The sequence below is a fragment of the Vermiculatibacterium agrestimuris genome, assembly GCF_943193085.1.
In the GTDB taxonomy this organism is placed as follows: domain Bacteria; phylum Bacillota; class Clostridia; order Oscillospirales; family Oscillospiraceae; genus Vermiculatibacterium; species Vermiculatibacterium agrestimuris.
Genome location: NZ_CALPCU010000001.1, coordinates 132,424 through 158,064, shown reverse-complemented (window position 1 = coordinate 158,064; position 25,641 = coordinate 132,424). Strand labels below are relative to the sequence as shown.

At 49.9% G+C, this 25,641-nt stretch carries 31 protein-coding genes and 1 pseudogene; 4 read left to right on the top strand and 28 right to left on the bottom strand.

Annotation, left to right across the window (positions count from 1 at the left end; translation table 11 throughout):
* Nucleotides 1-3: 3 nt before the first annotated feature.
* The 11 genes from NFR87_RS00795 to NFR87_RS00745 all read right to left on the bottom strand — a co-directional run bounded on the left by NFR87_RS00795 (nucleotide 4) and on the right by NFR87_RS00745 (nucleotide 9,581).
* A complete protein-coding gene (locus tag NFR87_RS00795; protein WP_009259762.1) occupies nucleotides 4-1,707 on the bottom strand; it encodes a recombinase family protein in 1,704 nt (567 codons plus the stop codon).
* On the bottom strand, nucleotides 1,708-3,375 hold the full coding sequence (locus NFR87_RS00790) for a recombinase family protein (RefSeq protein WP_009259761.1): 1,668 nt from the start codon (nucleotides 3,373-3,375) through the stop codon (nucleotides 1,708-1,710).
* 131 nt (nucleotides 3,376-3,506) lie between these two features.
* Nucleotides 3,507-3,770 carry a DUF6870 family protein gene (locus tag NFR87_RS00785; protein WP_009259760.1) on the bottom strand — a complete coding sequence of 88 codons (264 nt, stop codon included), beginning with the start codon at nucleotides 3,768-3,770 and terminating at the stop codon, nucleotides 3,507-3,509.
* A 50-nt stretch (nucleotides 3,771-3,820) separates the two neighbouring features.
* Entirely contained in the window at nucleotides 3,821-4,180 is a 360-nt protein-coding gene (locus NFR87_RS00780) for a type II toxin-antitoxin system PemK/MazF family toxin (protein ID WP_009259759.1), read from the bottom strand.
* 535 nt (nucleotides 4,181-4,715) lie between these two features.
* Nucleotides 4,716-5,537 carry a sigma-70 RNA polymerase sigma factor region 4 domain-containing protein gene (locus tag NFR87_RS00775; protein WP_227123786.1) on the bottom strand — a complete coding sequence of 274 codons (822 nt, stop codon included), beginning with the start codon at nucleotides 5,535-5,537 and terminating at the stop codon, nucleotides 4,716-4,718.
* A 359-nt stretch (nucleotides 5,538-5,896) separates the two neighbouring features.
* Nucleotides 5,897-6,325 carry a winged helix-turn-helix domain-containing protein gene (locus tag NFR87_RS00770; RefSeq protein ID WP_049893321.1) on the bottom strand — a complete coding sequence of 143 codons (429 nt, stop codon included), beginning with the start codon at nucleotides 6,323-6,325 and terminating at the stop codon, nucleotides 5,897-5,899.
* A gap of 219 nt (nucleotides 6,326-6,544) precedes the next feature.
* Nucleotides 6,545-7,033 (bottom strand): hypothetical protein, encoded by a 489-nt coding sequence (locus tag NFR87_RS00765; RefSeq protein ID WP_140402454.1) that lies wholly within the window; start codon nucleotides 7,031-7,033, stop codon nucleotides 6,545-6,547.
* Between the two features lie 22 nt (nucleotides 7,034-7,055).
* Nucleotides 7,056-7,919: a DUF4367 domain-containing protein gene (locus tag NFR87_RS00760; RefSeq protein ID WP_009259754.1), complete on the bottom strand. Its 864-nt coding sequence runs from the start codon at nucleotides 7,917-7,919 to the stop codon at nucleotides 7,056-7,058.
* A 60-nt stretch (nucleotides 7,920-7,979) separates the two neighbouring features.
* Nucleotides 7,980-8,510 carry an RNA polymerase sigma factor gene (locus tag NFR87_RS00755; protein WP_084461887.1) on the bottom strand — a complete coding sequence of 177 codons (531 nt, stop codon included), beginning with the start codon at nucleotides 8,508-8,510 and terminating at the stop codon, nucleotides 7,980-7,982.
* A 61-nt stretch (nucleotides 8,511-8,571) separates the two neighbouring features.
* On the bottom strand, nucleotides 8,572-8,904 hold the full coding sequence (locus NFR87_RS00750) for a helix-turn-helix domain-containing protein (protein ID WP_084461886.1): 333 nt from the start codon (nucleotides 8,902-8,904) through the stop codon (nucleotides 8,572-8,574).
* A gap of 137 nt (nucleotides 8,905-9,041) precedes the next feature.
* Nucleotides 9,042-9,581: an RNA polymerase sigma factor gene (locus NFR87_RS00745; protein WP_084461885.1), complete on the bottom strand. Its 540-nt coding sequence runs from the start codon at nucleotides 9,579-9,581 to the stop codon at nucleotides 9,042-9,044.
* 390 nt (nucleotides 9,582-9,971) lie between these two features.
* Here NFR87_RS00745 and NFR87_RS00740 point away from each other — a divergent pair, with 390 nt between their 5' ends.
* A complete protein-coding gene (locus NFR87_RS00740; protein WP_009259982.1) occupies nucleotides 9,972-11,045 on the top strand; it encodes a lysozyme inhibitor LprI family protein in 1,074 nt (357 codons plus the stop codon).
* 279 nt (nucleotides 11,046-11,324) lie between these two features.
* On the opposite strand, the pseudogene NFR87_RS00735 reads toward NFR87_RS00740, so the two are convergent.
* A pseudogene (locus NFR87_RS00735) lies at nucleotides 11,325-11,504 on the bottom strand (IS66 family transposase); the annotation flags it as partial.
* A gap of 328 nt (nucleotides 11,505-11,832) precedes the next feature.
* Here NFR87_RS00735 and NFR87_RS00730 point away from each other — a divergent pair.
* The 3 genes from NFR87_RS00730 (at nucleotide 11,833) to NFR87_RS00720 (ending at nucleotide 13,274) form a co-directional block, all read left to right on the top strand.
* The gene (locus NFR87_RS00730) at nucleotides 11,833-12,630 is read left to right on the top strand and encodes a phage tail tip lysozyme (protein ID WP_009259983.1); all 798 of its coding nucleotides are present in this window, start codon (nucleotides 11,833-11,835) and stop codon (nucleotides 12,628-12,630) included.
* 154 nt (nucleotides 12,631-12,784) lie between these two features.
* Nucleotides 12,785-13,054, top strand: coding sequence for a phage holin family protein (locus tag NFR87_RS00725; RefSeq protein WP_081029175.1), 270 nt, complete (start codon nucleotides 12,785-12,787; stop codon nucleotides 13,052-13,054).
* 4 nt (nucleotides 13,055-13,058) lie between these two features.
* Entirely contained in the window at nucleotides 13,059-13,274 is a 216-nt protein-coding gene (locus tag NFR87_RS00720; RefSeq protein WP_009259985.1) for a hypothetical protein, read from the top strand.
* A 217-nt stretch (nucleotides 13,275-13,491) separates the two neighbouring features.
* Here NFR87_RS00720 and NFR87_RS00715 read toward each other — a convergent pair whose 3' ends face one another.
* From NFR87_RS00715 to NFR87_RS10495, 16 genes are all read right to left on the bottom strand, one after another.
* On the bottom strand, nucleotides 13,492-14,019 hold the full coding sequence (locus NFR87_RS00715) for a helix-turn-helix domain-containing protein (protein WP_009259986.1): 528 nt from the start codon (nucleotides 14,017-14,019) through the stop codon (nucleotides 13,492-13,494).
* 32 nt (nucleotides 14,020-14,051) lie between these two features.
* Complete coding sequence (locus NFR87_RS00710) at nucleotides 14,052-15,086, bottom strand: hypothetical protein (protein WP_065533980.1); 1,035 nt, start codon at nucleotides 15,084-15,086, stop codon at nucleotides 14,052-14,054.
* The gene (locus NFR87_RS00705) at nucleotides 15,064-15,213 is read right to left on the bottom strand and encodes a hypothetical protein (RefSeq protein ID WP_164998286.1); all 150 of its coding nucleotides are present in this window, start codon (nucleotides 15,211-15,213) and stop codon (nucleotides 15,064-15,066) included. Before NFR87_RS00705 ends, NFR87_RS00710 begins: the two co-directional genes overlap by 23 nt.
* 11 nt (nucleotides 15,214-15,224) lie before the next feature.
* Nucleotides 15,225-16,052 carry a C39 family peptidase gene (locus tag NFR87_RS00700; protein ID WP_055271778.1) on the bottom strand — a complete coding sequence of 276 codons (828 nt, stop codon included), beginning with the start codon at nucleotides 16,050-16,052 and terminating at the stop codon, nucleotides 15,225-15,227.
* A 14-nt stretch (nucleotides 16,053-16,066) separates the two neighbouring features.
* A complete protein-coding gene (locus NFR87_RS00695; protein WP_055271780.1) occupies nucleotides 16,067-16,546 on the bottom strand; it encodes a hypothetical protein in 480 nt (159 codons plus the stop codon).
* A gap of 63 nt (nucleotides 16,547-16,609) precedes the next feature.
* Nucleotides 16,610-18,436 carry a VirB4 family type IV secretion system protein gene (locus NFR87_RS00690; protein WP_055271783.1) on the bottom strand — a complete coding sequence of 609 codons (1,827 nt, stop codon included), beginning with the start codon at nucleotides 18,434-18,436 and terminating at the stop codon, nucleotides 16,610-16,612.
* A 15-nt stretch (nucleotides 18,437-18,451) separates the two neighbouring features.
* Nucleotides 18,452-19,396: a phosphoadenosine phosphosulfate reductase family protein gene (locus NFR87_RS00685; protein ID WP_055271785.1), complete on the bottom strand. Its 945-nt coding sequence runs from the start codon at nucleotides 19,394-19,396 to the stop codon at nucleotides 18,452-18,454.
* 2 nt (nucleotides 19,397-19,398) lie between these two features.
* On the bottom strand, nucleotides 19,399-20,034 hold the full coding sequence (locus NFR87_RS00680) for a hypothetical protein (protein ID WP_334265767.1): 636 nt from the start codon (nucleotides 20,032-20,034) through the stop codon (nucleotides 19,399-19,401).
* 92 nt (nucleotides 20,035-20,126) lie between these two features.
* Complete coding sequence (locus NFR87_RS00675) at nucleotides 20,127-20,501, bottom strand: hypothetical protein (RefSeq protein ID WP_055271787.1); 375 nt, start codon at nucleotides 20,499-20,501, stop codon at nucleotides 20,127-20,129.
* A complete protein-coding gene (locus NFR87_RS00670; protein WP_236940201.1) occupies nucleotides 20,498-20,926 on the bottom strand; it encodes a DUF3846 domain-containing protein in 429 nt (142 codons plus the stop codon). Before NFR87_RS00670 ends, NFR87_RS00675 begins: the two co-directional genes overlap by 4 nt.
* A complete protein-coding gene (locus NFR87_RS00665; protein WP_196033221.1) occupies nucleotides 20,926-22,665 on the bottom strand; it encodes a DUF8193 domain-containing protein in 1,740 nt (579 codons plus the stop codon). The genes NFR87_RS00670 and NFR87_RS00665 overlap by 1 nt, the downstream gene beginning before the upstream one ends.
* A gap of 41 nt (nucleotides 22,666-22,706) precedes the next feature.
* Complete coding sequence (locus tag NFR87_RS00660) at nucleotides 22,707-23,252, bottom strand: DUF6550 family protein (RefSeq protein ID WP_065533978.1); 546 nt, start codon at nucleotides 23,250-23,252, stop codon at nucleotides 22,707-22,709.
* Nucleotides 23,253-23,405: 153 nt separating this feature from the next.
* On the bottom strand, nucleotides 23,406-23,951 hold the full coding sequence (locus NFR87_RS00655) for a hypothetical protein (protein WP_009259999.1): 546 nt from the start codon (nucleotides 23,949-23,951) through the stop codon (nucleotides 23,406-23,408).
* Nucleotides 23,948-24,361, bottom strand: coding sequence for a DUF4320 family protein (locus NFR87_RS00650; protein ID WP_055271709.1), 414 nt, complete (start codon nucleotides 24,359-24,361; stop codon nucleotides 23,948-23,950). Before NFR87_RS00650 ends, NFR87_RS00655 begins: the two co-directional genes overlap by 4 nt.
* Nucleotides 24,361-25,089 carry a secretion protein F gene (locus tag NFR87_RS00645; RefSeq protein ID WP_243425254.1) on the bottom strand — a complete coding sequence of 243 codons (729 nt, stop codon included), beginning with the start codon at nucleotides 25,087-25,089 and terminating at the stop codon, nucleotides 24,361-24,363. The genes NFR87_RS00650 and NFR87_RS00645 overlap by 1 nt, the downstream gene beginning before the upstream one ends.
* Nucleotides 25,025-25,597 (bottom strand): XF1762 family protein, encoded by a 573-nt coding sequence (locus NFR87_RS10495; RefSeq protein WP_390368592.1) that lies wholly within the window; start codon nucleotides 25,595-25,597, stop codon nucleotides 25,025-25,027. The genes NFR87_RS00645 and NFR87_RS10495 overlap by 65 nt, the downstream gene beginning before the upstream one ends.
* Between the last annotated feature and the right edge of the window lie 44 nt (nucleotides 25,598-25,641).

Here is a 25,641-nt window from a genome sequence, read left to right as displayed (position 1 = left end):
GTGCTACACCTCCTCCTGAAACAACTTCTTCATCTCGTCCTGATAGTTCAACACGATATGTACCTGCTTGTCCTCATTCACATAGATCTTCTCCACCAGCGCCAGTAGCATCTCACGGGTCGGCTCTTTTTCATCCCGGAACTTGGCAAAAGCGGAAAACCATTTATTTTGTTTGGGGCTTGCCTCCGGCAAGGCGTCCTTTTCAGCCTGCAAATCCCGAAGGCGTCCCTCAAGCTGGCGGGCTTCATCCTCATACCGGCTTTTCCCGAACAGATAATCCGCCTGCGTTACAATACCGTCCACATAGCTTTCAAAGAGCGTCTGACGGAGTGTGGCCAGCTTCTTCAATCGTCCCTGCACCGATACGATCTCATTGTCAAGAGCCGTCCTGCGGCTTCTGGCCGCCGAGGACCGGCTGACCCTTTGGATGACCGCCTCCGCATCCGTGAGCATCGCCATCTGCAATCGAAGGACCTCATACACGGCCGCTTCCAAATCGCTTTCCCGCAGGCCGCCCGCATTGGGGCATCCGGCATCCAGAAGCATAGCGTGGCGGGGGCAGATAAAGTGGTACGCCACTGTTCTGCCTTTGTTGTAAACGCTCTTATAGCGTGTCATATTGTGCTGGCAGCACGCGCATGCCACAAGCCCCTCAAAAATGTTTTCGATGTCAAAATGGGCGTATTTCCCCAGACGGCTGTGGTATTCCTCGTGCTTGGCTTTCAAAATGGCTTGAACCGCGTCAAACAGCTCCTGCTCAATGATCGCCTCATGGGTGTTGGGCACAATGATCCACTCTGATGAGGGCATGGTTTTCTGCTTCTGCCCAGCGTGCAGCTTTGTGATTTTTTTGCCCTGAGCCATGTGCCCCAGATACACCGGATTCTCCAAAATATGCTTCACTGTCTGCGTTTGCCACGGAGCATTTTCGGAAAACCTTTTGGCGAATATGATGCCCTGTAAATAACGGTGATAGTTTGGATTGGGGATCTGCTCGGCGGTCAGCGTTCTTGCAATCGCGGCGTTACTCATTCCATCCTTTTTCATCCGAAAAATGCGCCGTACCACCTTCGCCGCGTCTGGATCAACGGCCAGCTTATGCCGGTCCTCCGGGGATTTCACATAGCCATAGGCGGCAAAATTGCCGATAAACTCGCCGCTGCGTTTCTTGGTGTCCAGCGCGGAATACACCTTTTGAGAAATGTCCTTGGCGTAAATGTCGTTCATCAGGTTTTTCAGCGCGATGGTCATGGCCTCTCCGCTGTCCGCCCGGATACTGTCGTAGTTGTCGTTGACGGAGATAAACCGCACTCCCATGAAGGGCAGTACCTTTTCCAGAAAGTTTCCGGTTTCCAGGAAGTCGCGCCCAAACCGGGACAGGTCTTTCACGATGATGCAGTCCACCCGGCCTGCTTTCACATCCTCCATCATCCGCTGGAATCCAGGGCGCTCAAAATTTGTCCCGGTTTCTCCGTTGTCACGATAGCAGTCGTACAGCTCCAAATCAGGGTGCTTGGCGATATATCCGCACAGATAGTCGATCTGCGTTTGCAGGCTCTCGCTGTCCTTGCGGTCACGGGTGTCCATGATGGAGAGGCGCACATAAAGGGCTGTGCGGAAAATCCGCAGAACGGCGGCCTTGGGCAGCTCATCAACCGGAACACCCTGTGCGGCTGCTATCTGTTTTCTTCTGCTCACACGCGCCATTTACACCGCCTCCTTTACCGTGGAGGCTGCCTGCGTCGCCTGACGCTCCATATACTGTTCGATATAGGCTGCCGCCGCCCTGTACTCATTCTGGTACTTAAAAATGATCTCAATTCGGTTCCCTTCATAGACATAGATGCGGTCGATGATTTTCACCAGGATTTTGCGCTCCATCACATCCACATGACGGAAGGACTTGAAATGGGCGATCCATTCCCCCTGCGGGGAACCCGCCCGCACAATGGCGTCCAATTCCTCCTGCCGCTTGCTGATGGCCGCCGCAATCGCCTCACACTTTTCCGTGTAAATCCGCTGATACTGCTTGAACTCATCTTCATTCAGCAGATGGTCCACGAACTTCTCATAAGCGGACATTTTGAACCGCATGGTCTGTTCATAATCGGCTTTCAGCTTTTCAAGCTGCCGGTCGATCTTTCTGGCCTCCATGTCCTCTGCGGGGAGGGCGGCGATGAATTGCAGGGTTTTCTCAATATTAAGCACCGTTTCCATGTGAGCGTGGATACAGTCACGAACCGCATCCATCAGCAGGGCCTCACTGATATTATGGGTGGTGCAGGCGGTTTTGTCCGCCCGGTTGGTGGAACAGGAGTAGTAAAAATATTTTTTCCCGCCTGCCGGAACGGTCTTGCGGATCATGTTCTGCTTGCAGTCGGCGCAGAACAAAAGTCCCGAAAAGGGATAGACCGTCTTTTTCTGTACGGCGATTCTGGTATCCCGGCGCAGCAGTCCGCTCACGGTACGAAAATCCACCTCGCTGATGATCGGCTCATGGGCGCCGGGGACCCTGATCCACTCGTCCTCCGGTTTCTCCATCAGCTTCTTGATTTTATAATTTGGCCGCCCGGTCTTTCCCTGAACCATCACACCGATATAGAGGGGGTTCTTCAGGATGCGCCCAACCGCTACCGCCGACCACTTGGCCTGCGGGTTGCTCTTGAAGCCGGAGATATATTTCATCCCCAGGGAACGCTTGTATTCTGAGGGAGAGAGGACCCCATCGGCGTTCAGCCGGTCAGCGATCCCCTGCTGGCTCATTCCTTCCAGCTTCCAGCGGAAAATATCCCGCACCACCTCGGCGGCGTAATCGTCCACCACAAGCTGATTTTTGTCGTCCGGTGATTTCAGATAGCCGTAGGCGGCAAACGCCCCTACAAACTGACCCTTTCGTTTCTTGACCTCCAAATGGCTGCGGATTTTCACCGAAATATCCCGGCTGTAAGAATCGTTCATCAGGTTTTTGATAGGCAGCAGGATGGTGCTGGCCTGCCCCTGTGCGTTGGCGGTATCGTAGCCGTCGTTAATGGCGATGAACCGTACCCCGTGGTCTGCAAACTCCTGTAAGACCTTTCCGGTTTCAATATAGTTGCGCCCCAAACGGGACAGGTCTTTTACCACGACGCAGTTGACTGCGCCGGAACGCACATCCTGTAAGACTTCCTGAATCCCAGGACGAAAAAAATCAACGCCACTAAACCCGTCATCCTTCCTCTCGGCATGGATGCGGATTTCTGGCATTGATTTCAAAAATTCCGTGATAAATTCCCGCTGATTCTTGATGCTGTTGCTTTCCGGCTTATCTCCATCATCATCAGACAGCCGGAGATAGATGTCGGCGTTATAAACAGCCTGCGCGGTCAAATTTTTCATAACAATGCCTCCAATCGTTTTGTTTGTCAGTCCCAACAACGATTGGAGTGCGAGTTTTGTCCGATTTCTATTATACAGCAGGGCACAGTCAGTGTCCAGGTGTTTTTTTCGGTTCCATTCGTGTCAGGGATTTACAGGGTACGGAGATAGCTTTCAAATTGTTCCTCCATTGTGGTTTCCTTGGCCGCCTCGGAAAAGCCGATTTTCACGACGATCTTTCCGTGGCGGAAGCAGTAGGGGTTGCGGATCTGGCGGATGAAGTCCAGCACCCGTTCCTCTCTTGGAAGTTCTGTGTGGATGGATATATCCCGAATATCGACAAGCTGTTCTGGATCGACCGTCTTAATATCAACGGCGGAGAGCGTATCAAGCTCTGCAAGCGTGAGTGATTTCAAACAGGTTCCTCCTTTCTGCCTCTACCAATCTATTCAGAAGGGCGCCTGTCCTATGCCAGAGAACGCAGACCCACGCTGATTGCCAGGGCTGTGTCGATCTCCTTCATTTTTTTCTTGCTGATCTGCCCGATATATCCCCGCAGTCTCCGGCGGTCAACCGTCCGTATCTGCTCCAACAGCAGCAGGGAGGTAGGGGCAAGGCCCGGCACATCCTCCAACAAAACATGGGTAGGAAGGTGGGTCTTATCCCTTCGGCTGGTGATGGCCGCCGCCACCACGGTAGGGCTGAAATAGTTTCCCACATCATTTTGGAGAATGAGGATAGGGCGCGTTCCGCCCTGTTCTGAGCCAATCACCGGGTCCAGGTCGGCATAGAACAAAGCGCCGCGCCGGATCGCCTTTCGCCGCATAAGAATGACCTCCTGAATATAAGTAAGCCGGAAACAGGGCAGGCCCCGAAAGGCCCGCCCCGCGTCCGGCGAAATTTTCCAATCTGTTTTCTTTCATTGTGCTATTTGTCCTCGACACCCCGCACATGGGAAGTCATCAGCGGCCAGCAGCGAACCGGCCCACGGGAATCTCACCCCTCCGAGGATCTCTCCGAGCTGTCCCCATTGCGTGATCCTGCGGTCAGGCAGGGCTGTGGCTGGACAGGAGTACCATTGTACCCTTTGCCGGTCATGGCCGCGCCGGGAGCTGCCCGGTTTTTACAGACCGCCGTTTCTCGCTCATATAGGCAGGATGACAGCAAGACCAATGAAAGAAAGTAGGTGGGATCTGCTCATCCGTGCCGTACCTCATGGCGCGGCTTCTGAATCGGCTTTTGCTCATCGCACTGGCAAAGGGGAAGTTACCGATGAATGAGTATGCGGTTGTCAAGGAACAGGCGAAAGGGGAGGTTCAGAAAGAACTCCTTTCACCCATCGTCCTGAAACCGTGGGAGTGTCAACCCTGCTCCGCAAAAAATTTTTTCAATTTTTCGATGGCAAGGTTCAGGGATTTGGCAACCGCCTGATGGCTTGTCCCTTCCAGCCTGCCGATCTGCCGGGTGGACAGACCCCTAAAAATATACAGACAGAACCTCCGCTTTTGAATTTCTGTAAGTACATCCGCCTCAAAGAGTTGTTCAAACGCTTTCCGTGCACATAAGCGGTTTCGAAATTCAGTCAGTTTTTCCTCCCACTCCTCATCCAAAGGGCGAGTGGCACAGACTTTACTTTCTTCCAGGCCGGTAAGAGAGTCATCTTTTCGGGTCTGGGCGCTCTCCGCCCGATCCTGCTCATAGTAGATTTGATCAGACTGGGCTTTCAGCTCTGCAAAGTCATGTTCCGTTTTGTCAGGGTTCTCCTCCAAATAATCCTCCAGCGTGATTTCTATGATTTCATTATGAAAGCGATAAACGATGTTAGGGCTGTTTTTATTTATTGCATAGTCGCTTTTGCGGTAATTATACAATTTTCTTACCTCCGATTTATTTTTTAGAAAACAAATCGGAGGTGGCGGCCCCCTGATTCTTTGTCCAGGGAGCCTTAAATGAAAGCGGCTGACTTTGTATTGGGATACAAAATCAGCCGCTTCCTGGATATGTGCATTGAGAAGTCCAACAAGGCCAGCAGCACCGGAAGGCGGAGGTTTGTCCCCACTTGGGGCAAACTCTCGCGCACAAAAACGCTGACCAACGCCTATTGAAAGTTGTCCATTGAAAGCCGTGTGTCGTTGATGTGGGACAAAAAGCAACTTCTCAATGCTGTGGATTTTCTGATCCATAGCATTGTTACTCCTTGTCCGCTGTTATGCGGACGGCACACAGGCGGTTGGCATCATCCCCTTTCTTCCATTAATGTGGCAGTTTTACGCTACCGCCTTTGTGATTATCTCTAATTGTAAGTGCTAAAGTTTAAAGAGGTATTGGCGGTCTGATCTGCGCTATTTAAAAAAGGCGACCCTTATCTAAAGATAAGGCCGCCTTAAACATTGGATATATAAGATTCTGATTTTATATTTGCTCATTAGCCTTATCTAGCTTTTCCAAGGGAGAAGTCAACTACCACAATCAGAATCTATCATAGGAAATTCATCAGGGTTTCATTAAAAAATGTAAAATTCACTTAAAATAGAATGACTTTTTACAATTTTAATGGCAATTCTATCTTATATCCTACACGAAAAACAGTTTTAATGTATATAGGATGCTTAGGGTCATTCTCAAGCTTGTTTCTTAATCGCCAAATAGTATTATCGACTGTATTGGTGCCTAACTCATAATCTTCAGACCATGCGGCATGATAAAGCTGTTCACGGCTAAATACTTGCCCAGGCGATTGCGCCATACAGTGGAGAATTGAAAATTCACCATAGTTTAAGTGAATTTCTTTTTCCGCTTTAAATACTTGCCGCCGTTCTGGGAATATTGTGATATCACCTAAGCTCAAAACCATATCAGCAGGTTCAGCAGCGTGAAATATCTTAATATTCTCATTGTTTAATATATTTATGATAGATTGAAATATATCCCCGCGTGGATCAGATGTTCGTATAACGATAATTTCTTCCATACTACACTATTTGTCTCCAATTTTTCTGAACTAGCATGGTTAAGTATATAGATCAAACTTAAGATATATATGTATTATGATATGCAAAAGGTATTCGTTGTAAATTTGGATTTTTTAGCGGTAAGAGCGGCAATCAACATCAGATTGCCGCTCTTATTTTAACTAGATTCTAGAGCTATCTTACTCTTTTGTGTAGCATAACTTACTACAAGAGATACATTATCTCTTTGCCGTTACTGCGGATGTTTCGACATCAATAGAATCAGATTCAGATGAGCTATTCCCGGCGTATGCAGTTACGATTGCTTTATATTCTTTACCAATAGTTCCGGTAAATGTTACACTACTGTCACAGAAACTAGTGTTTGATTTGAGCATACCTGTCGTGCTACTACTAGAATAATGTTTTACTTCCACCCATGCACCATTTCTCTTCTCATAAACATATATGTCTTTTGCACCAACAGAACTCATTCTTGATTTTGCAGTTACCTGAAAGTGAATTTCAATCTTTCCGCCTGAAGATGTACTACACCATGCTTTTTGTGCCTTAAGATAAAGACTGGCATAAGGAACGATGCCATCAGAAATATAGTTATTACAATCTTCGATTGCATGAGCGGTTACAATTTCAGCGGCAGCCGCATTTTGCATAAGGAGAGAAAAAGTGAACAGGGTCATTAAGAATACAAAAAAGTATCTTTTCACGATAAATACCCCCCATGTTTTACTACTGATTATAAATCGATTCAATCATTTTTTTGAGAGTATCAACGCTAATATTGCCGCTAATGGAGCATTCGTAGTTCTCAACTGTCCAGACAGCAGTATAATCACCTAAGTTAGACATAATATAATGGCTAACTCCTCCCACAATAAATTCATCCACAGGAGAACTGTCTTTTTGATACCAACTAGATTCATTCTCTGGCAAATGGTCATAGAGATTGATTTGGATAGAAAATCCTCCAATTTGATCTGAGGATTGGTAATATTCATATATCGTTGTGCGATCCGAATGAACATTTACTTGGAACTCTAATAGAGAATAGTCACTTGGAATCCATGATGGTAAGAGAGGCTGAGCAACTCCAAGGACAGACAACACTTCACTTGCAGAATCACATGATTGGAGTGCCATTTCATCGGTAGATCCATTTTGGGTGCACGTACTTGATTCGACTTCTCCTGAATAATTGACCTGAAATAGTTCTTGTGTCCATGATTTGAAAATAGACACTATATCTATCTCATAAGCAAATACGGTTACAATTCTAATTAAAAGTGTACAAATAACTGCAGCGGTGATTCGCACAAAAACGCGCTTCCGAGTAACAACAGATTTCTGTTTTGCTCCATTTTTGGATTCTTCCGCAGTTATTCTATCCTGAATAATCGTGTCATTTGATTCGAAATTAAACTCATCATCCTCCCTCTGTTTTAATAGCCCAACAATAATCTTTATTTCGTCTACTGATAATCTGTCAGGCTCTGCACTATTTAGGTCTTCACGGAGAATAGATCTCAGATCGGCGCTACTTATTTGAGTGAAATCGTTTATGTCTTTGTCTTGTGGGGTTCCACTACCGTGCAAAGTGAGCGTCCTCCTCTCATTAAGGTATGTAAGATATAAATGGATACGTCACAATTTTTTCTAATCCTTTTGAATTTCTTTGCGCAGTACACTTTTTGCCCTGAGTATGCGCATTTTACATGCAGACACAGATAGATTATGTCGTTTTGACAATTCTTCATACTGATAACCATCACAGTATCTTTCACAAAGCAAAGTCCAATCTATTTCGCTTAGATGATGCTTATAGCTTTCATAAAATAGTATGTTAGATTCAAATTCTGCTGTCGTTGGAAAAATCTGATCAAACATAGACTGGGTTATCTTACTGATAATTTTATTTGGCTTTTGTAAATCTCTATTTTTATTTCGAACTACATTTTGCAAAGTACGATACAACCATCCTACCTGATTGTTGCTGCTCTGCAAATCTGCTATCTTTTGAACTGCAATAGCAAAGGTTTCTTGCACGACATCTTCCACATAATCTGAATTATATAAAATATATCCGGCATAGTTAATCAGATTTTGATATTCCGAACTATATAGTTCTTCCAGTAACTTAGAATCATCAGAATTCATTTTGTCTGAAATGAAGTCTGTTATATGCACCTGCTACTCCACCTCTTTATACACACTTCACTATTTAAAAAACAACGGGTTTTGGTTTTGACTATTCTAGATCTGAAAAATATTCTACAATTAGTTTTAATGTTGCTGACGCATAGTCTCGATGGAGCGGATTTAGCTTATCCAACTTTGCCGAGAGTTCCGTGGCATCATTTATTTTTCCAATATAACTATCAGTTCCTAAAGCCTCATCAGCAGAAACTTTTAAAGTATTGATAATTTTAATTAAAGTATCATATGCAGGTTTTTTAGTACCAAGTTCTATTGCCGCTAGAAAGGCCACACTTATATCCAGCATTTCCGCAAAAGATTCGCGGCTCAAATTATTATTCTGCCTGTATTGACGGAGAAAATTACCAATACCACTTGACATCATTTAGAATACCTCCGGTATGTCTTTTTACTTTTAGTATAATCAAATATTCAGAAGCAAAAACAGACCCTCGGTATCAATAGATACCAAGGGTATTGATTTTCGCTATAATTTATGTTAAACTGATATCATATTTATACTTAGCTGTATATTTTTCGGAGCTTCTTTATAGCGCGATTTTTAATCTGATTGACATTTTGGCGAGATACTTTCATTTCTTTGGCAATCTGACTGACCGAAGTTTCCCAGAAGAAAAACTTAATGATGACCTCTTTTTCGGCATTTGTTAGGTTGCATCCAGAAAGCATTAACTTAAACTTAGATAAGTGTTCTTCTTCTGGAGCAGGAGCATTTTCCATATAGAATTGCTGTGACTCTGTTAGATCGCTGACATGCTGCTCTTTAGAAGAGAGTATGTTTGCTCGTTTTGATAATTTAAAATAAGTATGATTGATGCTCTGTGTAATATAATTGACAAGGGCACCATCACCTGTTTCTGAGAAATCTTCGATTTTTATTTTGTAAATAACTTCGATAAGGGAAATTACCAGATCGCTGAAAGCATCTTCGTAATGAAGTTTATATGCATACTTGTGCAGTAGCTGTTGAAAAGTCCTGATAAGATCAAGCATGCAGTTTTGATTTCCACGTTGTGCTTCTAATATTTTTCCCGATAGCATATTTCTCACTCCCAATAATTTGAAGGGAATTTTGAGAGGGATATATGAGCTACGGTACAATATAAAAAGCGTTTTCAGAGTGAAATTGTAAACTAGTGTTGGTATATGTAATATATTTCTATATCTGTCACTGTTGAGACTAATTTGATCTGATATTTAAAACAAAAGTGTGACGTTTTTTATCCCTTATGACATTTTATTGTTAGAAGGGAATTTTGAGAGAAGGTGCAGTTACAGTAGACTGTTATACAAATATCCATAATTTTCAATAAGTCGGCAAACACTAAAGCGGAAGAAAATTTGTAGATATCAAAGGAGGTCAAAAGGGCAAGGCAAAAAACTCTACTATGTAAGCGCTGGAATAATCGAAAGAATAAAGGAAGGTAGCAGATGAAACAAATGCTAAAAAGAGCTTGTATGGGTGTAGTATTGCTCATACTTACACTAACAATGGCCGCATGCTCCACAGAAACGATTGAGCCAGCTACTAGTAAATTTTCTACCGGAAGTGACGATGCGAACACTATACCAACTGATGATTTAGAAACATCGCTTTTGCCAAACGAAGCCTTTGAAAATGTACTACTTAATCAAAGGCAGTTTTTTTACACTAATTCTAACAGCAATCCCATCTATCAAAGCGATGTATACCTCTCTGAGATTGCAGGGGAAGATCAAAGTACGATGTCCCTTCCAAAGTTTGCTGTTGTAGATATGGATGGAGATGAGTTGCCTGAAGTTGTTTATCAGCGGGGTGACTACATGGGATTTATAGTCTTACGCTATAAAGATGGCGATATTTATGGTTACGATGTTAATTATAGAGGGCTTACGGGCCTCAAAAAAGATGGCTCTTATTCGACGTCTAGTGGCGCCAGTAACACTTCCGTTGGGAAGATGCGTTTTCTAGGTGAATTGTTTGATACCGATGTAAAGTTTTCTTCAGTTGAACAGGAAACGGTAAGTTACTACTTAAATGGTACGGAAATAGACGAAGTTACATTTAATCAGCTGTGGGACGAATATGAAAAATTACCTGATGTAGATTGGTATGAATATACAGAAAGCGCGGTAAAAGAATGGCTGCCGCATTATTTTGAGGCACGGGAAGCGGCGATATCATATGAGTACCATTCTACTCCAATGCAGGATTACCTAGATTCCTTATCTGATTTGTTGTATAACGACTATTCAGCCCATGGAGACAATACTGAAGATGAGTATAATGCCATTTTTCAAAATTCCTATGATGGATGGGATCAAGCAATGGCAACAATCTACACTCTATGTCAAGACAAGCTCACTGGATCAGCTAAGGATGTACTTGAGGCTGAACAGCAGCAATGGCTTGATATGCGTGAACAGATGGCCTTAAACACTCCAATCTTTTTAGTCACTGACATGACAAAAATGCGTACTTATGATTTAATTTCTCTCTACTTTGAGGACCATTTTTACGATTGACACTTTTAATGCTCATCTGAACTAAATCGCCCAGAAGTCAGACTATAAATGTAATAGTAACAATTTATAGCAACTGCACATAGATATGAAAAATGGCGAGACTTATCGTATGCAAGCAGTAGAAGCTATTTACAGCAACAAATAAAACTCTTCAAAATATACAGAGGCGGCACACCGAGTGTGCCGCCTCTGTTGCTATTCAATCATAGACTTTCTCCCAATCATTATCCTTGATGATCCACTTAGCCCTCCAGCGTGGAATCGAATGAAGTCCTGGGTGTACCTGTAAGGCCCCAGGCCGGTTTCCTTGGCAGTTTCAATCAAACTATAAAGGACTGCGCTGCTCCGGGGTCCGCCAGGTGTATCGCAGAACAGGAAGTCCTTCCGGCCCATCACAAAGGGCTTAATACTGCGCTCGGCGCGGTTGTTTGAGAATTCCAGCCTGTCGTCCTCCAGATAGGGTCACTGTTCCAGAAGATAGTGCAGAGTCTTGCCCAAGGCGGACTTCGGTGCGGTCTGAGTCTTCAGTGCATTTGCCCATGCCAACAGAGCCTCTTTTCCTGCTCCAGACGCCTAGTAAATCGTTCTTCTGCTGTCAACACGACAAAGTCGTGCTCCAGCTGGAACAACCTTGCAAAATAGCACAGGGCCGCTGCCGGTTTAGAAGCAGGCTGCTCTTCCATAAAGGCGTGAAAATATTTTTATGCTGAGTTTACTTTTTTGCCGGAAAAAGCTTTTTAATATTTAGATTTGCAAATCTAAAAACAAATTAAAGGAGACTTTTTTCATGGCAAAGACTGTGCGATACGTCAGTACCAGTAGCGGTGTGAATGTGCGAGATGCCGCCGCTGGCAACAAAGTCCGTTCTCTGCCTCAGGGTACCCTGATGATCTATGACACCGCGAATGCGCCTGTCAAAAAGGCTCTGAACGGAACCACCTACACCTGGATCAAGGTCACCTATTACTATCAGGGCGCCAATGATCAGTACCTCATGGCCACCGAAGCGACGGGGTGGGTGACCCAGGACAACACTACTAAGGTTTCCACCACTGTTCCGGGTAAGTCTTCTGTCTATTCCGGCAATCAGTCGTATAAGCAGAATGAGCGCCTGGTAAACGCGCGGTACATCTTCGACTATCTGCGCTCTCTTTCCTCCACCAAGCGTTGGAGCGTCAATGCCATCTGTGCTACGCTGGGTAACATGGAGGCCGAAAGCGGCATTACTCCTGGCAAGTGGGAGGTGCCGGAGGAGGACAGTAAGGGCTTCGGTCTGGTGCAGTGGACTCCTGCCACCAAATTCATCGATGAGCTGAAGCCTGGCGAAAGCAAGACCGACATCGATGTTCAGCTGAGACGCATTCAGGCTGAGGTGGATGGTACCTATAAGCAGTGGACCTCCAATTCTCACAGCCCTGCGATGACCTTCTCTGAGTACACTAAGAGCACCAAGTCCGTCGCTACTCTGGCGGAGTATTTCCTGCGGTGCTACGAGCGGCCGGAGATCACCACCGGTATGGTGTCGGAGCGGAAGCGTTGTGCGGAAAAGTGGTATAACATCCTGTCTGCGGTGGGCGATATCTAAGCGCTCAACAAAAAAGTGACACCGTTACGCCTCTGAAATAAGGTGCCAAACAATAAAAGTGCCAGGACGAGTTACCTTGTTCCTGGCACTTTTCATTTATCAACATTTGTGAGAATAATGTGAATTAAACTAAGCGAAGTGCAAAGGAGACAATATGGACATTTCTTCATTTGGAATTACTGGGGTAGCTTCGATTACTGCTATCTGCTTCCTGGTAGCTGAAATAATAAAAGCCACCAAACTAAACAAAAAATGGATACCCCCAATCTGTGGTATTTTAGGCGGTGTGATGGGACCAATAGCAATGAAGATTATTCCATCTTTTCCTGCTTCGGATATGCTTACCGCAGTGGCTGTCGGTATTGTTTCTGGCTTATCCGCTACTGGTATCAATCAGACATATAAACAACTTACAAGGAGATAACCATATGGAACCGGAAATAGTTGTTGCGCTTCTCTCTTTAGTGGGGACACTTGGTGGTTCTTTCTTAGGTGTATTAGCTTCAAACAAGCTAATAAATTATCGAATCCAGCAATTAGAAAAAAAGGTCGAAAAGCACAATAATTTAGTCGAGCGCATGGTACTTGTTGAAACAGAAGTTAAATCAGCTCAGCATCGATTAGATAGCTTGGAGCACAACTAAAAAACAGAAAAATCACAAGACTTCCTGATGAAATATCTTATAGCGAAATTTAATCCGAGATAGTAGCTGGCCTAAACGACTGCTACTTTTAAACACCTAATACTATAGAAAATGTTAATTTCCTATCATCCAGCAATGTATAAACACTAAAAGTGTATGCTTATACTAGAAGTATTTTCTTGCTATTAGATTTATTTCTTCATCTGTAAGTATCTGTTCACCTGTACGGTTCAAGGGGGTACAAAAATGGACTGCCCCCCAGTCCATGCAGCATCCGGGCGGCATTTTTGCCGTCCGGTCTTTCTTTAAAACCATTGGCAAAGGAGTAAGCCGGAAAAAGGAAAAGGGCGGACTGCTCCCCAGGCGTGGAGTCAGGCGCAGAAGAATGGACATTTTCGGTTTTCTCTGCTTCTTCGCCAGACGCAGGTAGGGTCGATTCGGCGGGCTGCTCCGGTACGGGCGGCTGCGGCGCATCGGAGCAAAGGGTATAGAGGTTGCTGGTCTGGCCGCCGTTTTTGCGCTCGTCAAACCGGGCCTGCTTGATGATATAGCCAGCTTCCACCAGTTCGTCCAGCGCCCGCTTGACCGTAGAGATGCCATAGCCGCACTTGGCGGCTATGGTCTTGATGGACGGAAAACACTCGCCCTCCTTGTTACAATGCAGAACAAGGACCTGAAGCACTAGCCGCGCCCTCGGCCGCAATTCAGAGGAAAACGCCCTCTCCATGTATTCAAACTTTGCCATTCTGTGATCCTCCCATTCTGATACTCACTTAGTTACAGCCGCCGTTCTCCCATGATATACGGTTCCACCAGACGCTTATACAACCTCCCGTTGGTCCGTTCTGCAAATAGGTTATGGGATGCCTCCGCCATTTCCATCTCGCCGCCAAACAGCTCCCGGCAATATTCCCGGAACTCTCCCGGCACACTGATGGCCACCGGACGCACTTCCAGCCCGCCGCAGACCTCCAGCGCCTTGTGAAAAGCCGGAATCTCATAGGGCAGGACGCTCCCGCACAACAGCCGGTGATCCGCTTCCCGGAATACTGAGGTGGGCGTCTGTATCACGCCGCAGTCGTAGATGATAAACTGATACTCCCGGTCCGGCTCATTGGTCAGGTAGCAGTCAATCCCATCAATCGTGTAATGTTCGCCGGTAGGGGCCGCTTCATAGACATTGAGCAGGAGCTGAAGGTGCCGGTTGGTGTTGACCTCAATGTAGGCGACCTCCGCGCCTCTGGCGGCCAGCCACGCCGCCAGATTGAACGCCGTCACCGTTACGCCGCTTCTGCGCTGCGCCCCTGCAACGGCAATACGGATATTCTTAGCGTTCCAGCGGTAGGGGATGATCTCGGCCTCCGGTTCAGGAGTCGGTTCCTGTTGGGATTCTGGCTGGCTTGATACAGGCGCAGGCGTCACATACCGCTGCATCCCCTCATCGGACAGGGCCTCCCGCAGTTCGTCGGCGGCGTCCTCCAGCGTTTCCGCCGTAATCAGGTTCACCACCCCAATGGACAAAAGCCGATGGATACAGCCGCTCATATCCTCACAGCCGGACAGGATCACGATGATACGGGCAGAAAACATCATCTGGAAGGACCTCAAAGCCAGGGTGAAGTCCTCGCCGCTTTCCTCTATACAGGCCGCGTCAATCAGGAAGAACTTGGCCGTGGCATAGTTTCGCATATCCTTGGTGACAAAACTTTTCAGGCTGAACTTCCCAACCAGCTTTTTGGACGGCAGGAGCATTTCACGGGCCGCGCCGTCGATCAGCCCGCTTTTCTGGTTACTTGTCAAGTACAGCAGCATACGATGTACCTCCCATATCCATGTTTTCCACCGCCCTTTCCGGCTCTCCTGTCAGCAGAAGGACAACGCCAACCACTACAATGGCGATGTAGATCAATAATTCAATCAGTTTATTTCGGTTGTTCATACCATGCTCCTTTAATAGATCGCCCAGAAGGGGCCGCCAGCGGCAGCGCCTTTTCTGGCTTCATCCAGAATAATGGAGAGGTCCCATTCCTGTTCGCTCCGCTTGCGGCTGGCAGGGTCGGCCACCAGGATTTTCCCCTCCGCAGTTACACCGCGCAGGACAATGAAATGCCCGGAGTTGGTAAAGTGCCCTTTTGCCATGATCGCCACAACCAGCTTCCCATCCGCCAGCGCGTCTACCATCGCCTGCGGGTCATCCGGGGGAACGCTCTCCCAGGACAGGCCGTAGGCTTCGGCTGCTGCCGGGATCAGGCTGTGGTAAGAGCCGTTCCCTTCGCAGCGGTGTCCATTCGCTACGGACCATTCGCTGAGTTCTACTGGGTCATGGGGCGTCCCGGTCAGGGTCGATGTGACAATCGCCATCGCCGTGGGGCCGCACCCGGCCTCGCCAATCGTGCCGGATGTGCCGTACATGGTATCTGCCCACCGCTCATCCAGTTGGTTGTAATAGATGACCTCCCGGCCCCCATCGGTAAAGATCACGCCCTCGTAGCTTTGGCCGCTGCCCTCGATATAGTCCTTTTCATAAATGCCGAGCTGCTGGTTATAGCCGTACTGGATTTGAAAGTCCTGCACCACACCCACCTCATCGCCCACCAGCCATTGGGACAACATAGAGAACGGGCTGGTAATCAGGTATAGGATAAAGGCAATCAGGAGCAGCAGGCCCAGGACCGGGGCTAAAATGAGAATGAGCATCCTCCTGCGGCTTTCCTCATCGGTCGCCGCCCGCGCCGCCGCTTGTGCCAGCAGCTTTGCAGTCAACGGATCAATCGCCAAAACAACACCTCCAATCAGCCCATTTCCGCGCCTATGTCCGCCAGCATCCGGTCAAACTGCTGGCGGATTTTTTCCCGTTCCCGCCCGGCACTGTCATCCATCACAAACTCCTTTTTCCCATCCTCATTCTCACGCACGGAAACCGCATAATCCCCGTTTGCAATAAAGAAGGAAGTATAAAGAGTTTGGATGGCCGGGGCGGGCATCCGGGAAATCTCAAAGGGCGTGGCGGCGCACTTGCTGTTCCAGGAAAAGAGGTTGCGGGCCGCATCTGCCGTCAGCTTCATCCAGTCATAGTCAAATTCTTCTTTCTTCATCAGGGCGCCAAAGTCAATCCCGTCCGGCGAAAAATACCGCTCCACCTTTTCGGCAAGAGCCGGGTGGGATGCCATCAGGTAGAGGGCCGCCTGATAGGAACAGTCCAGCTCTCCGCCCCGACAGCGCATCGAGGACAGCTTGGTTATCAATGATTCATACCGTTCCGCATGGTTCATAAAAACACCTCCATAATTTCGGGAATAAGTACGGCGGCTGGGTACATCCCAGTCGCCAGAGTGTTACCGGCCGCCCGCCTTGCCCATGTAGGCAAACTTGTAGGCCGGAATCTCAAAATTGACATGAAGCCGCTTGGAGCCGACCAGGAACAGGGCGTGTCCCCGGCGCTTGCTCTCCAATAACTCCTGCTCGGCGTCCGTCAGGTTGTAGAGGTCAGTTGTTTCCTGAAGGTTTTTGCCGTCGCAGCCCATCAGGATTTTGTAGCAGGGAATATCCAAAAGTGCCTGCCCGTACATCTTGATCTCCGGCGCCAGGAAATCCACCACCGAATGAGAGATGATCGCCAGGGCGGACTCATATTTTCTGGACCGCTTCTCCACATTCCGCAGGAAGGCCAGGGATTGCGGCACCTGCGGGTCGATCATCAGGTATGCCTCGTCGCATACCAGAAGCACACGCTCCCCACGATTGTTGCTCATCTGCTCCCAGCACCAGGTCAGCAGATTGAAATACTGCGTCCGCTTGATATTGTCCGCTGCGTTTTGCAGGCTGTGGGTATCCAGGCAGACAAAATGGGAGTCTGCCTCCAGTGTGCTGTGCCCGTTCCAAAGGAAGCTGTCGCTGCCCTTGGCGGCGTCATACAGCAGCATGGCAAGGTCACGGAATACCGGATTGTCTGGATTGGCCTCGGCTTTCTTTTCAATCAGGCTGTGGAGATCTTCCATGATGGGGAAATCTGTCGCTTTGAGCTGGCGAATATCTGTGTCCCAGAAGATGCCGAACTGGTTATATAGTTCAATAACCGTCTGCTTCAGGACGGCCTTCTGCATATCGCTCAGGCTCGGCAGATACAGGGAGAAGATGATCTCCAGCGTTTTGATATGGAGCGCCATATCGGACATTCCATTTCCCTCATCCGTATAGAGCTTGTCGGTTTCGTCCTCATCGTCACGGGGCGCCGGTCTGATCTGCAAAAGATTGGAGCGGCCGTTACGCCCGCCGCCTGCGTTCAGCCAGTTCCCGCCCAGGTTCCGGCACATATCCTTGTATTCGGATTCCGGGTCGATACAGAGGATTTTGGTCCCTTTCATATACTCCGACAGCATGATGTGCTTGACCACGGTGCTTTTGCCGATACCGGCCACGCCCATGACAACGAAGCTGCTGTTGGTGCGGTCGTTCCCGCGTGTCCAAGGGTCCAGGATCACCAGCCCGCCGCTGCTGTCCTTGGCAAAATAATAGCCCCGGCCATCGCTGTAACCGGAGCTTGCAAAGGGGAATCCGCCCACAAAGGTACTCATGGGGATAATGCGGGAAACAATACTGTCCACCGTCCCGTTGGCGGGATAGGTGGGCGAAATGCTCTGAAACCCCTCCTTTTGCAGATTGGCGAGGGTGCGGACCTTGCATTTCTGAACGCTGAACGCGCTCTCCACACGGCGGCAGATTTTGGAGAAGGCCGCCTCGTCCTGCGCCACCGGCATCACCGTGAGCGACATCATGGCGACGGTTTCGCCCTCCTGGTCGATCTTCTGCATGATATGCTCCCCGTCCTCGGCGGCTTTTTCCGCCCGCTGACGGGTCAGCGGGTCTTTGGCGCTGTCGGCGGCGCCCCGCTGCTGGACAATGCTCTTGGAGAGGGCGGAGATCAGGGTGCTGTTATCAATCGGGGTGATCCCCACCGATACAATGGTGCTGGGGATGTTCGTGATTTTGGAGAGCCAGCCCATCTCCACTTTTTGCGGATAGCGGACCGCCCCATAGACCTTTCCCATATTTTCACCGATGACCAGGCTGTTCCGCTTGATTTCCAGCCCCATCGGGGTAATGACATTCAGCAACGCTTCATTGACAGGGAGCGTTTCTTCCTTCTTCTTGGTTCCTAACAATGATACACCTCCAAATCAGCGGCACGAGTACGGCACACCGATATAATCTAAGACAGCGCCCAGCTCCAGCTCATGGATGCAGTAGTGGTACTGCTGGGGATGGGTTTTCTCCATGAGCTGAAACCGATTCGGCTCATGCTCCAGATGAACGCCGTACATACAATACATGCACCCCGATCTGGAAACGCCGGTGGTTTTCAGAGTCGGGGCGCCGTTCCTCTTTTTGACCTCCACAATATCCCCATAGATGGGCGCATAGGGGATGCCGGTCATTTTCAGGTAGAGCAAAATATCTTCCTCCCGCCAGAACGCAAGGGGCTGGCTGAGGGGACGCCTGCGTTCATAGCCGTTGCAGCCAAATTTAAGGTAAGACTGCTCCCGCAGCTTACTCTCACAGGCCAGCACTCCCGTAATGGGATGCCGCCCGGACTGCCGTTCAAACTTGTTCAGCGGGGCCTTTTTCATGTGGTAACAGCACCGGGCTGAAACCGCAAAGGGGGCGTCCAGAAGATACTTGTATTTCTCACAGTTGTAGATCGACTTCTTTCCGTTCTTATCCAGCAATTCACCGTTCAGGCGAGCCAAACGGTAAGGCTGGCCTTTCCGTGCGCCGCTGACGGCATCGGACACTTCCTTGGAAATGACCGGATAGCCGTATTTCTCAATGATCTGCGTAAACGGATAGCGTGGGCGAAGCCAAATCACATTGTCTTTCGTTTTTACAAAATCGCGCAGTTCGGGGTATTCCAGCCCCGTGTCCACATACACGGCGGGAATATCCGGGCAGACCTGCCGTGCCAAATCAAGGAGTACCGTGGAATCCTTACCGCCGGAAAAGCTGGTAAAGACCTGCCCGCTGTACGCCCTGTACCATTCCAATATTTTCATCTGCGATACTTTGATCTTTTCTTCGAGGCTCCAACCCTGCATGATGTTCAAATCCTGCCGGGTGTGCTTCATTCTTACACAACACCTACACTTTCTAAAATCGGGATCGCCGCTTCAAACCCGGCGTCCTCCAAATGGACATAGGCCGGGTTGTTCACCAGATTGCACAGCCGTACAATATCCTGCTGCTCCAGAATCTCGGTCTGGATACCGCAGTCGGCAAAATAACCGGACAGATATTTCAGCTTTTGCAGCAGCTCCCGCTCTACACCATCAACCGCCTTGTCCCAGATTTTGATGTAAAACTGCCGTTCCACCACCTCGCCGGAGAGGGCAAACCCGCCCATCTCCACGATCTCATGCTTCAGCAGCTCCTTTTGCTTGATATTGGAGGAAGCTGTGAGGGTAGAGGACAGTTCCGCCATCAGGGGAGAAATATCCACCGGGCGGGAAACCGCCAAAAGCTGAAACGGATATTGGCCGCTGGACAGGCTGACCGTGAGCTGCTTGGCGATCAGCCGCTTTTCATTCTTGCTGAACAGCTCCGTGCTGATGGGAAATATTTTCAGGTACGCCAGCGCCATGCCGTCACGGGTGTAAAGGAAGCTCCCGCGAATATCCTTGACATTGACAAACTCATTGGCCGTCATCTGCGCCAGTTCTTCCTTATCCCTGCTCTTGGCTTTCTTGCGCCTTTCTGAAAATTTCAAAAAAAGAAGCGTACCGCCTCCCAGCAGTACGCATACCAAAATCATAATGATCGGCAGCAGCAACCTATCAACCTCGCTTTCCTTGCCGCAGTTTACAGTTCCAAATCATCCTCGTCCTCCAGTTCTGGTTCCGGCTCATCAGTATAGTCCGGCAACACATCCTCAACCGCAAATCCAAAACTGTGCCCGCCGACCCAGTCCACTTGAACAGAAGCATACAGTTCTTCAAAGTTTTTGCTGAAATAGGCCAGTTCTTCTTCGCTGGCTCGTTCTGTTTCACCTTCCCCGTAGAGGTAGGTTCCCACTTCCGCATAAACCCGGTCGCTTTTCGGCAGGCTTCTCAAATCATCCCGGATGATTTCATCCTCCAGGAGATCCTCCGCACAGTCCGGGCTTCCGGGAGCGTAGTATTCTTCCAGCAGGCCGGAATCAGAGGCCAGGGTCACAACAGAAAACATCTTGCTCATTTTGAACCACCACCTTTCCGGCCCCCGAACATCAGCCGCAGAAATTCCTCCGCATCTTTTGCTGACCGCACCTCAAAGGTCACGGCGGAAGGCCGTGGCCCTGTGAAGTAGTCCCGGAAACAGGCGATTTGTTCTTCGGTCAGCGATACGCCATGCCCCTCCGGGGTGTCGCCATAGAGAAAGAATGTCCCGTGAAGCGTATCATTCCCTAACTGGCGATTTACAGGCAGGCCCAGCCATTTGCCAGCGGCGTTACAGCACAAGACGGTTTCGTGGGGCAGGGAGATACATTCGATCTCGCCGCCGACAAGGGTCTGATGGTGTTCCAGGGAATCCTCCAGCACAGCGGTATAGGGTTCCTTTCCCGGCTCAAATATCATCACTTTGATTTCTCTATTGCTGTTCATCTTTTTTCCCTTTCTCATCATGGGTTCCCCGGCGCGATATGCCAGTCATCGTAGAGGGAGCCGCTGATGGTCACAGAATCAGTGAGATTGGCGCAGAGCATCCCTGCCGGGGTCCAAATGTCCATCACATGGGTATTGACTGTATAGCTCCCATCGGGGAACCACACCGGCGAAAAATGGACCCGCTGCTTGTAGGTGCTGTAAATATTTTCGGCAAACTGGAACCGTGCTGTTCTTCCGCTGGAGAGCCGGTCCAGCAGGCGCCAGTAGGTCGTATAGTTAAATTCGGGGAAATAGGAAACCGCCGTCTGGCCGTAGGTGTAGTGGGACATGGGCGCCGATGTGCTGACTGTGGCGGTGACGGTGTTGCTCACGCCGTAGCCGGATTTCATGGTATTCCCGGCTGCCGTAGGCACCTTCTCATCCGGTTCAATCCTCGTGGTGGCGGTCATGGAGGCGGAATAGTTGTCCCGGAAGAAATCATACCAGCCCTCATCCACCCAATATCCATCATCATCGCCGGTGCTGTGCCACACCCAATACGGGTGCCACTGTGCCCACCACACGCTCCATGCGGCGTAGGACTTTTCCTCCCGGCTGGGAACGCCGCTAGACCGCCAGCTTCCTGCGGTGTCGGTGGCCTTCGGGTCCGGCGGGTCGTTGCCGGAAAGATCAACCACTTTTGCCTTGATGGTAGTCTGGCTCAGAGTCCCCCGGTTTGTGCGTACTGTGATGGTAATATCCTGCGGTTCGGACGGGGTATGCCACTTCACCCACGCAAGCTGACTGTCCCCCTCCGGGATGACGATATTTCTCATGCGGTAGGTGCTGCCCTTGATGGTAAAGGTCACAGTGGCGGGGCCGTCCGGGTTGATCTCAGAACCGGCATAGAGCGTCACCGGCGTTATCACATCGGTGTCCACCCGGTATTCGTAGTCATAGTCGGTGGGTTCCGGCTGCTCCGGGGGCTGTTCCTCAAACCGGACAATGCCCATGCCCAGGTAGGCGATGATAGTATCATTGGAACAGGTCTTGTTCGCGGGACCGGAATAGGCCGCAAAGCCTAAATCCGAATATTCAAGGTACATCGCCAGCGGGAGGTTTTTATGGGTCAGGCTCGTCATGGTCCTGCGCAGGGCGCCGCCCGTCTGGTTGTCGTAGAGGGCCGCTTCATGGGCGGTCATGGCGTACATAACTCCATTGTGCTTGAAGTAGGCCATTGGCTCCAAAAGCAACTTATACTCGCCGCCAATCAGTTCATCATAGTTGATCCCTGTCTGCTGCGCCACCAGCTCGACCGCATACTCAGAACAAAAATATTTCTTGATGGCCTCAATATTTGCCTTGGTACTGCCGCTGCTGATAATGCGGGGCATAGCCTGTGCAGGCGTATAATAATCGTAATTTCCTGTGGTGGGGGAAATGCCCGTCCCTCTGCTGTATTGGATTTTGCTGATCTTTCCAAAATGAATTTTAATCGTAGGATTTTTGTTTGTCAGGTCGAAGGGAGTAGAAACCGGCTGGCCGGATTCTGCGTCCACAACGGTAATCCTTACGCCATCCATGCCGGGGTTCCATGAGTTCTGCGAGGTCCCCTGTCCCATGCTGCCGCCACCGCCGTCCACATTCCCGCTGCCTCCGGTGTCGGCCAGGGCGCTCATCGGGCAAATGCCCAGAATAAGCAAAAAGCTCAAAAAGAAGGCAAAAATCCGTTTCAAAAGCGCACCTCCAGTCTGCTGATTTTTGAAAAAGAGCATAAAAAGAGTACGGCAGAAATGCCGCACTCCTGTGCCAAGGGTCATCCCATGATGCCGACTTGCTTATTTATATCTCCATCTGAATCAATATTGTGCTGCACAGAACTGCCGCCCTCGTCAGGAATCCAGCCGAAGCCCTCAATGTAAATAGAGCCGTTCTGCGTATCGCCGTTCTGGGGCTGATTGGCAGCGGGATCGGAAACAATCGGCTCATCGTTCTCGCTGGCCGCCTGCTGTTCCTCCGGGGACGGTGCGGGCGGCGGAGTGGTTTCCGGCTTTCTCTCACTGTCGGTCAAATCAACATCCACCTGATCCTCCTGCTCCACATCCAGGACAGGATCAGCCTGTTCCTGCGCAGGGGTGTTTTCCGGCGCGGAAACATCGGGGACCTCCACTGTGGGCGTCGTGGTTTCTTCCTCCGGGGGCTGGCTCACATCCTCCGTGGTAACATCCGTAGGGGCGGCGGCCGGGTCCGTCCCGGACGGCTGACTGCTTTTGCCGAGCATGGACACAGAAACACCGATCACGATCAGCAGCACCGCCGCCACACCGACGATGGCAAGCAGTTTTTTATTTTTTTCGTTCATCTGGAATCCTCCTTTTAAGGTGAAATTATATCAAAAAATCAATGTGTTCCTCTGCCCTCATTATATCAGTTGCACAATACCGGAGTCCAGGTGGAAGAACACACAAACATTTTTTTGCGCTATGGGAAACCGCCAGGCAGAAATAGACAAAATCTAAAACCGGGGAACATATTTGGCGTTGAGCTTCATGGTGATCTGCATGGGCGGCAGATGGCCGAACCCAAAGGAAAGGGGCACCTCCACCGTGACCGTTCCCGTCACATTGAGCTGCGTGATTCCCTCCGGCGCGGAGGGTGCAAACGGGGCGTTTTCCAGTTCCATGCGCAGATCATAAAAGCGATATTCCAAATCCGGCCCCGCGTATTTCAGATACCGCCCATCCTCGTACACCAGGCCCAACACCTGTTGCAGCCGGTCATACACATTCCCGGTAGTGACATTCTTTGTCCAGGACGAACCGGAAAGCTGGTAGCCTCCCGAATACCCTTCCCGCAGGCCGGGGTAGGCTTCATCCCAATTTTCCGTTGCCACCGCTACGATAGCGGATTGAACAGAATCCCGGACGCCCTGCGCCACAATCATCAGCCGCATATATTCAAACACCACGCAGGCCAAAATCAGGCAGCAGACCACCACCGCCAGAATCATGGGCGTGCCCTGCCCGGACCTGTCTTTCAAAACTGTTTTCAGCCTGTTCATTTCCAATACACCTCCGAGGCTCCTGTGGCCCGTGCGGTGAGTGTGACCGGGAAGGACGCAAACTCCCCGAACAGGCCGAGATTAACGGTGGTGGTAAGCGTCACCGTCACCTCGTTGCCGAGCTGGATTTTGCCGGTGTCGCTCCATGAAATATCCGGGTCAAGCCCTGTTTCCTCCCGGAGATCCGCCGCTTTCGCGTTGGTGGCGGAACCGACCCGCCCATTGATCTCCGCTGTCCGCACCAGCTCATCCGCAAACACATCCAGGTTTTGTTTCGCCACAAACACCGGGGCGATGCGGACCACCAGCGCCAGAACAAGCGCAACGGACAGGACAAGGACGCACACATCCACAAAGCCCTCCCCGCGTTTTTCTTTCAGCAGCCGCCTCAAACAGCTACCTCCCTTCATCAGAACAAATCTCCAAAGGCTTCCAGGACCACATAGCCCAGAACGCCCAGATACATCAGCAGGAAGCAGCCCAGGAGCATAAAGGAATACTTCCGCATTTTTCCCGGCTGCTTCATGGCCTCCAGCTTCAGCTTTTGGAGTTCAAGCTGCTTGAAGGTCATGGAGAGCATTTGGAAGTACATAATGCCGTTGTCGCCGCGCTTGACGGAGATCAGCCCGCGCACCACATCGGAGAGCATGGTGCTTCCGATCCGGCTCTCCCAGCGCGTCAGGGCGTTTTCCTCGTTGCCGGAGGCCATATCCGCAATCGTGATCTCCAGCTCCCGCTTCATGGCGTGACCGGCGTTGTGCTGGTAGGCTTTCAGGATATTCAGTACATCACGGGAGGAACGAAGCTCCTGCTCCACGGTATTGACAAAACGGGGCAGCTCCGTTTCAATTTCTTCCCGCCGCTGCTGGACGATCTCATCCGCCCGTTTCTGCTCCTTGAAAAAAACAGCCACCGCCAGAAAGAGGATCACCGGCGCCAGAATAGGGAAAATCAGCAGGGCCGGGATCACCAGCAGTCCAATCAGGCCAGCCTTGACCCAGGCTGCCGCCACATAGGTTTCCGGGGACATTTGAATTTCGGCGGATTTAAGCTGGGCCTCCAGCTTGCGCCGTTTATAGGCGTCCAGCCGAACCAGAGGCGCGGCCTTTGCCGCCATGTCGAACAGGATGGCGTTCATGCTGTTCTTTTTCGCCTTTCCCCGATTTGTGACGGTCAACACGGCCTTTGTGCTGGCGGAAGTGGGCAGCCGGAGAAGTCCGGCCAGTAAAAAGAACGCTCCCAGGCCAAAGAGTGTTCCGAAGCATAGTAAAATCAAATACAACCTGTTTCACCTCAATTCCTTGTAATACATTCGTTTCGGGCCGGTGTTCCGGCTCTCCGTCCGGGGGCGGCCCGGTACATTCCAGCTCCCGCCGCCCCGGAGGCCCGGCGCGCAAGCCATAGAGGAAACTGCACCCGTTGAATGTGCCGTCCGTGCAGAGCCGTGTCACCTCGGCCGTCCGTCCATCGTCCAGATACCGGGAGATCGACCGCCCCACAACGGCAACGCCATGAAGTACCCCTGACTCATCGGAGAGCGCCACACAAAATTTACAGCCCTGTGCGCGCCCGCTGTGGCGGTGGTGCTTTTCAATAAAGCGGTTTGCCTCTCGCAAACTGATTGGAATGATCTCCGCGATGCTCACCTCCCAATGAAAAAATACTCACCGGAAGGGTGAGTAAAAATGGC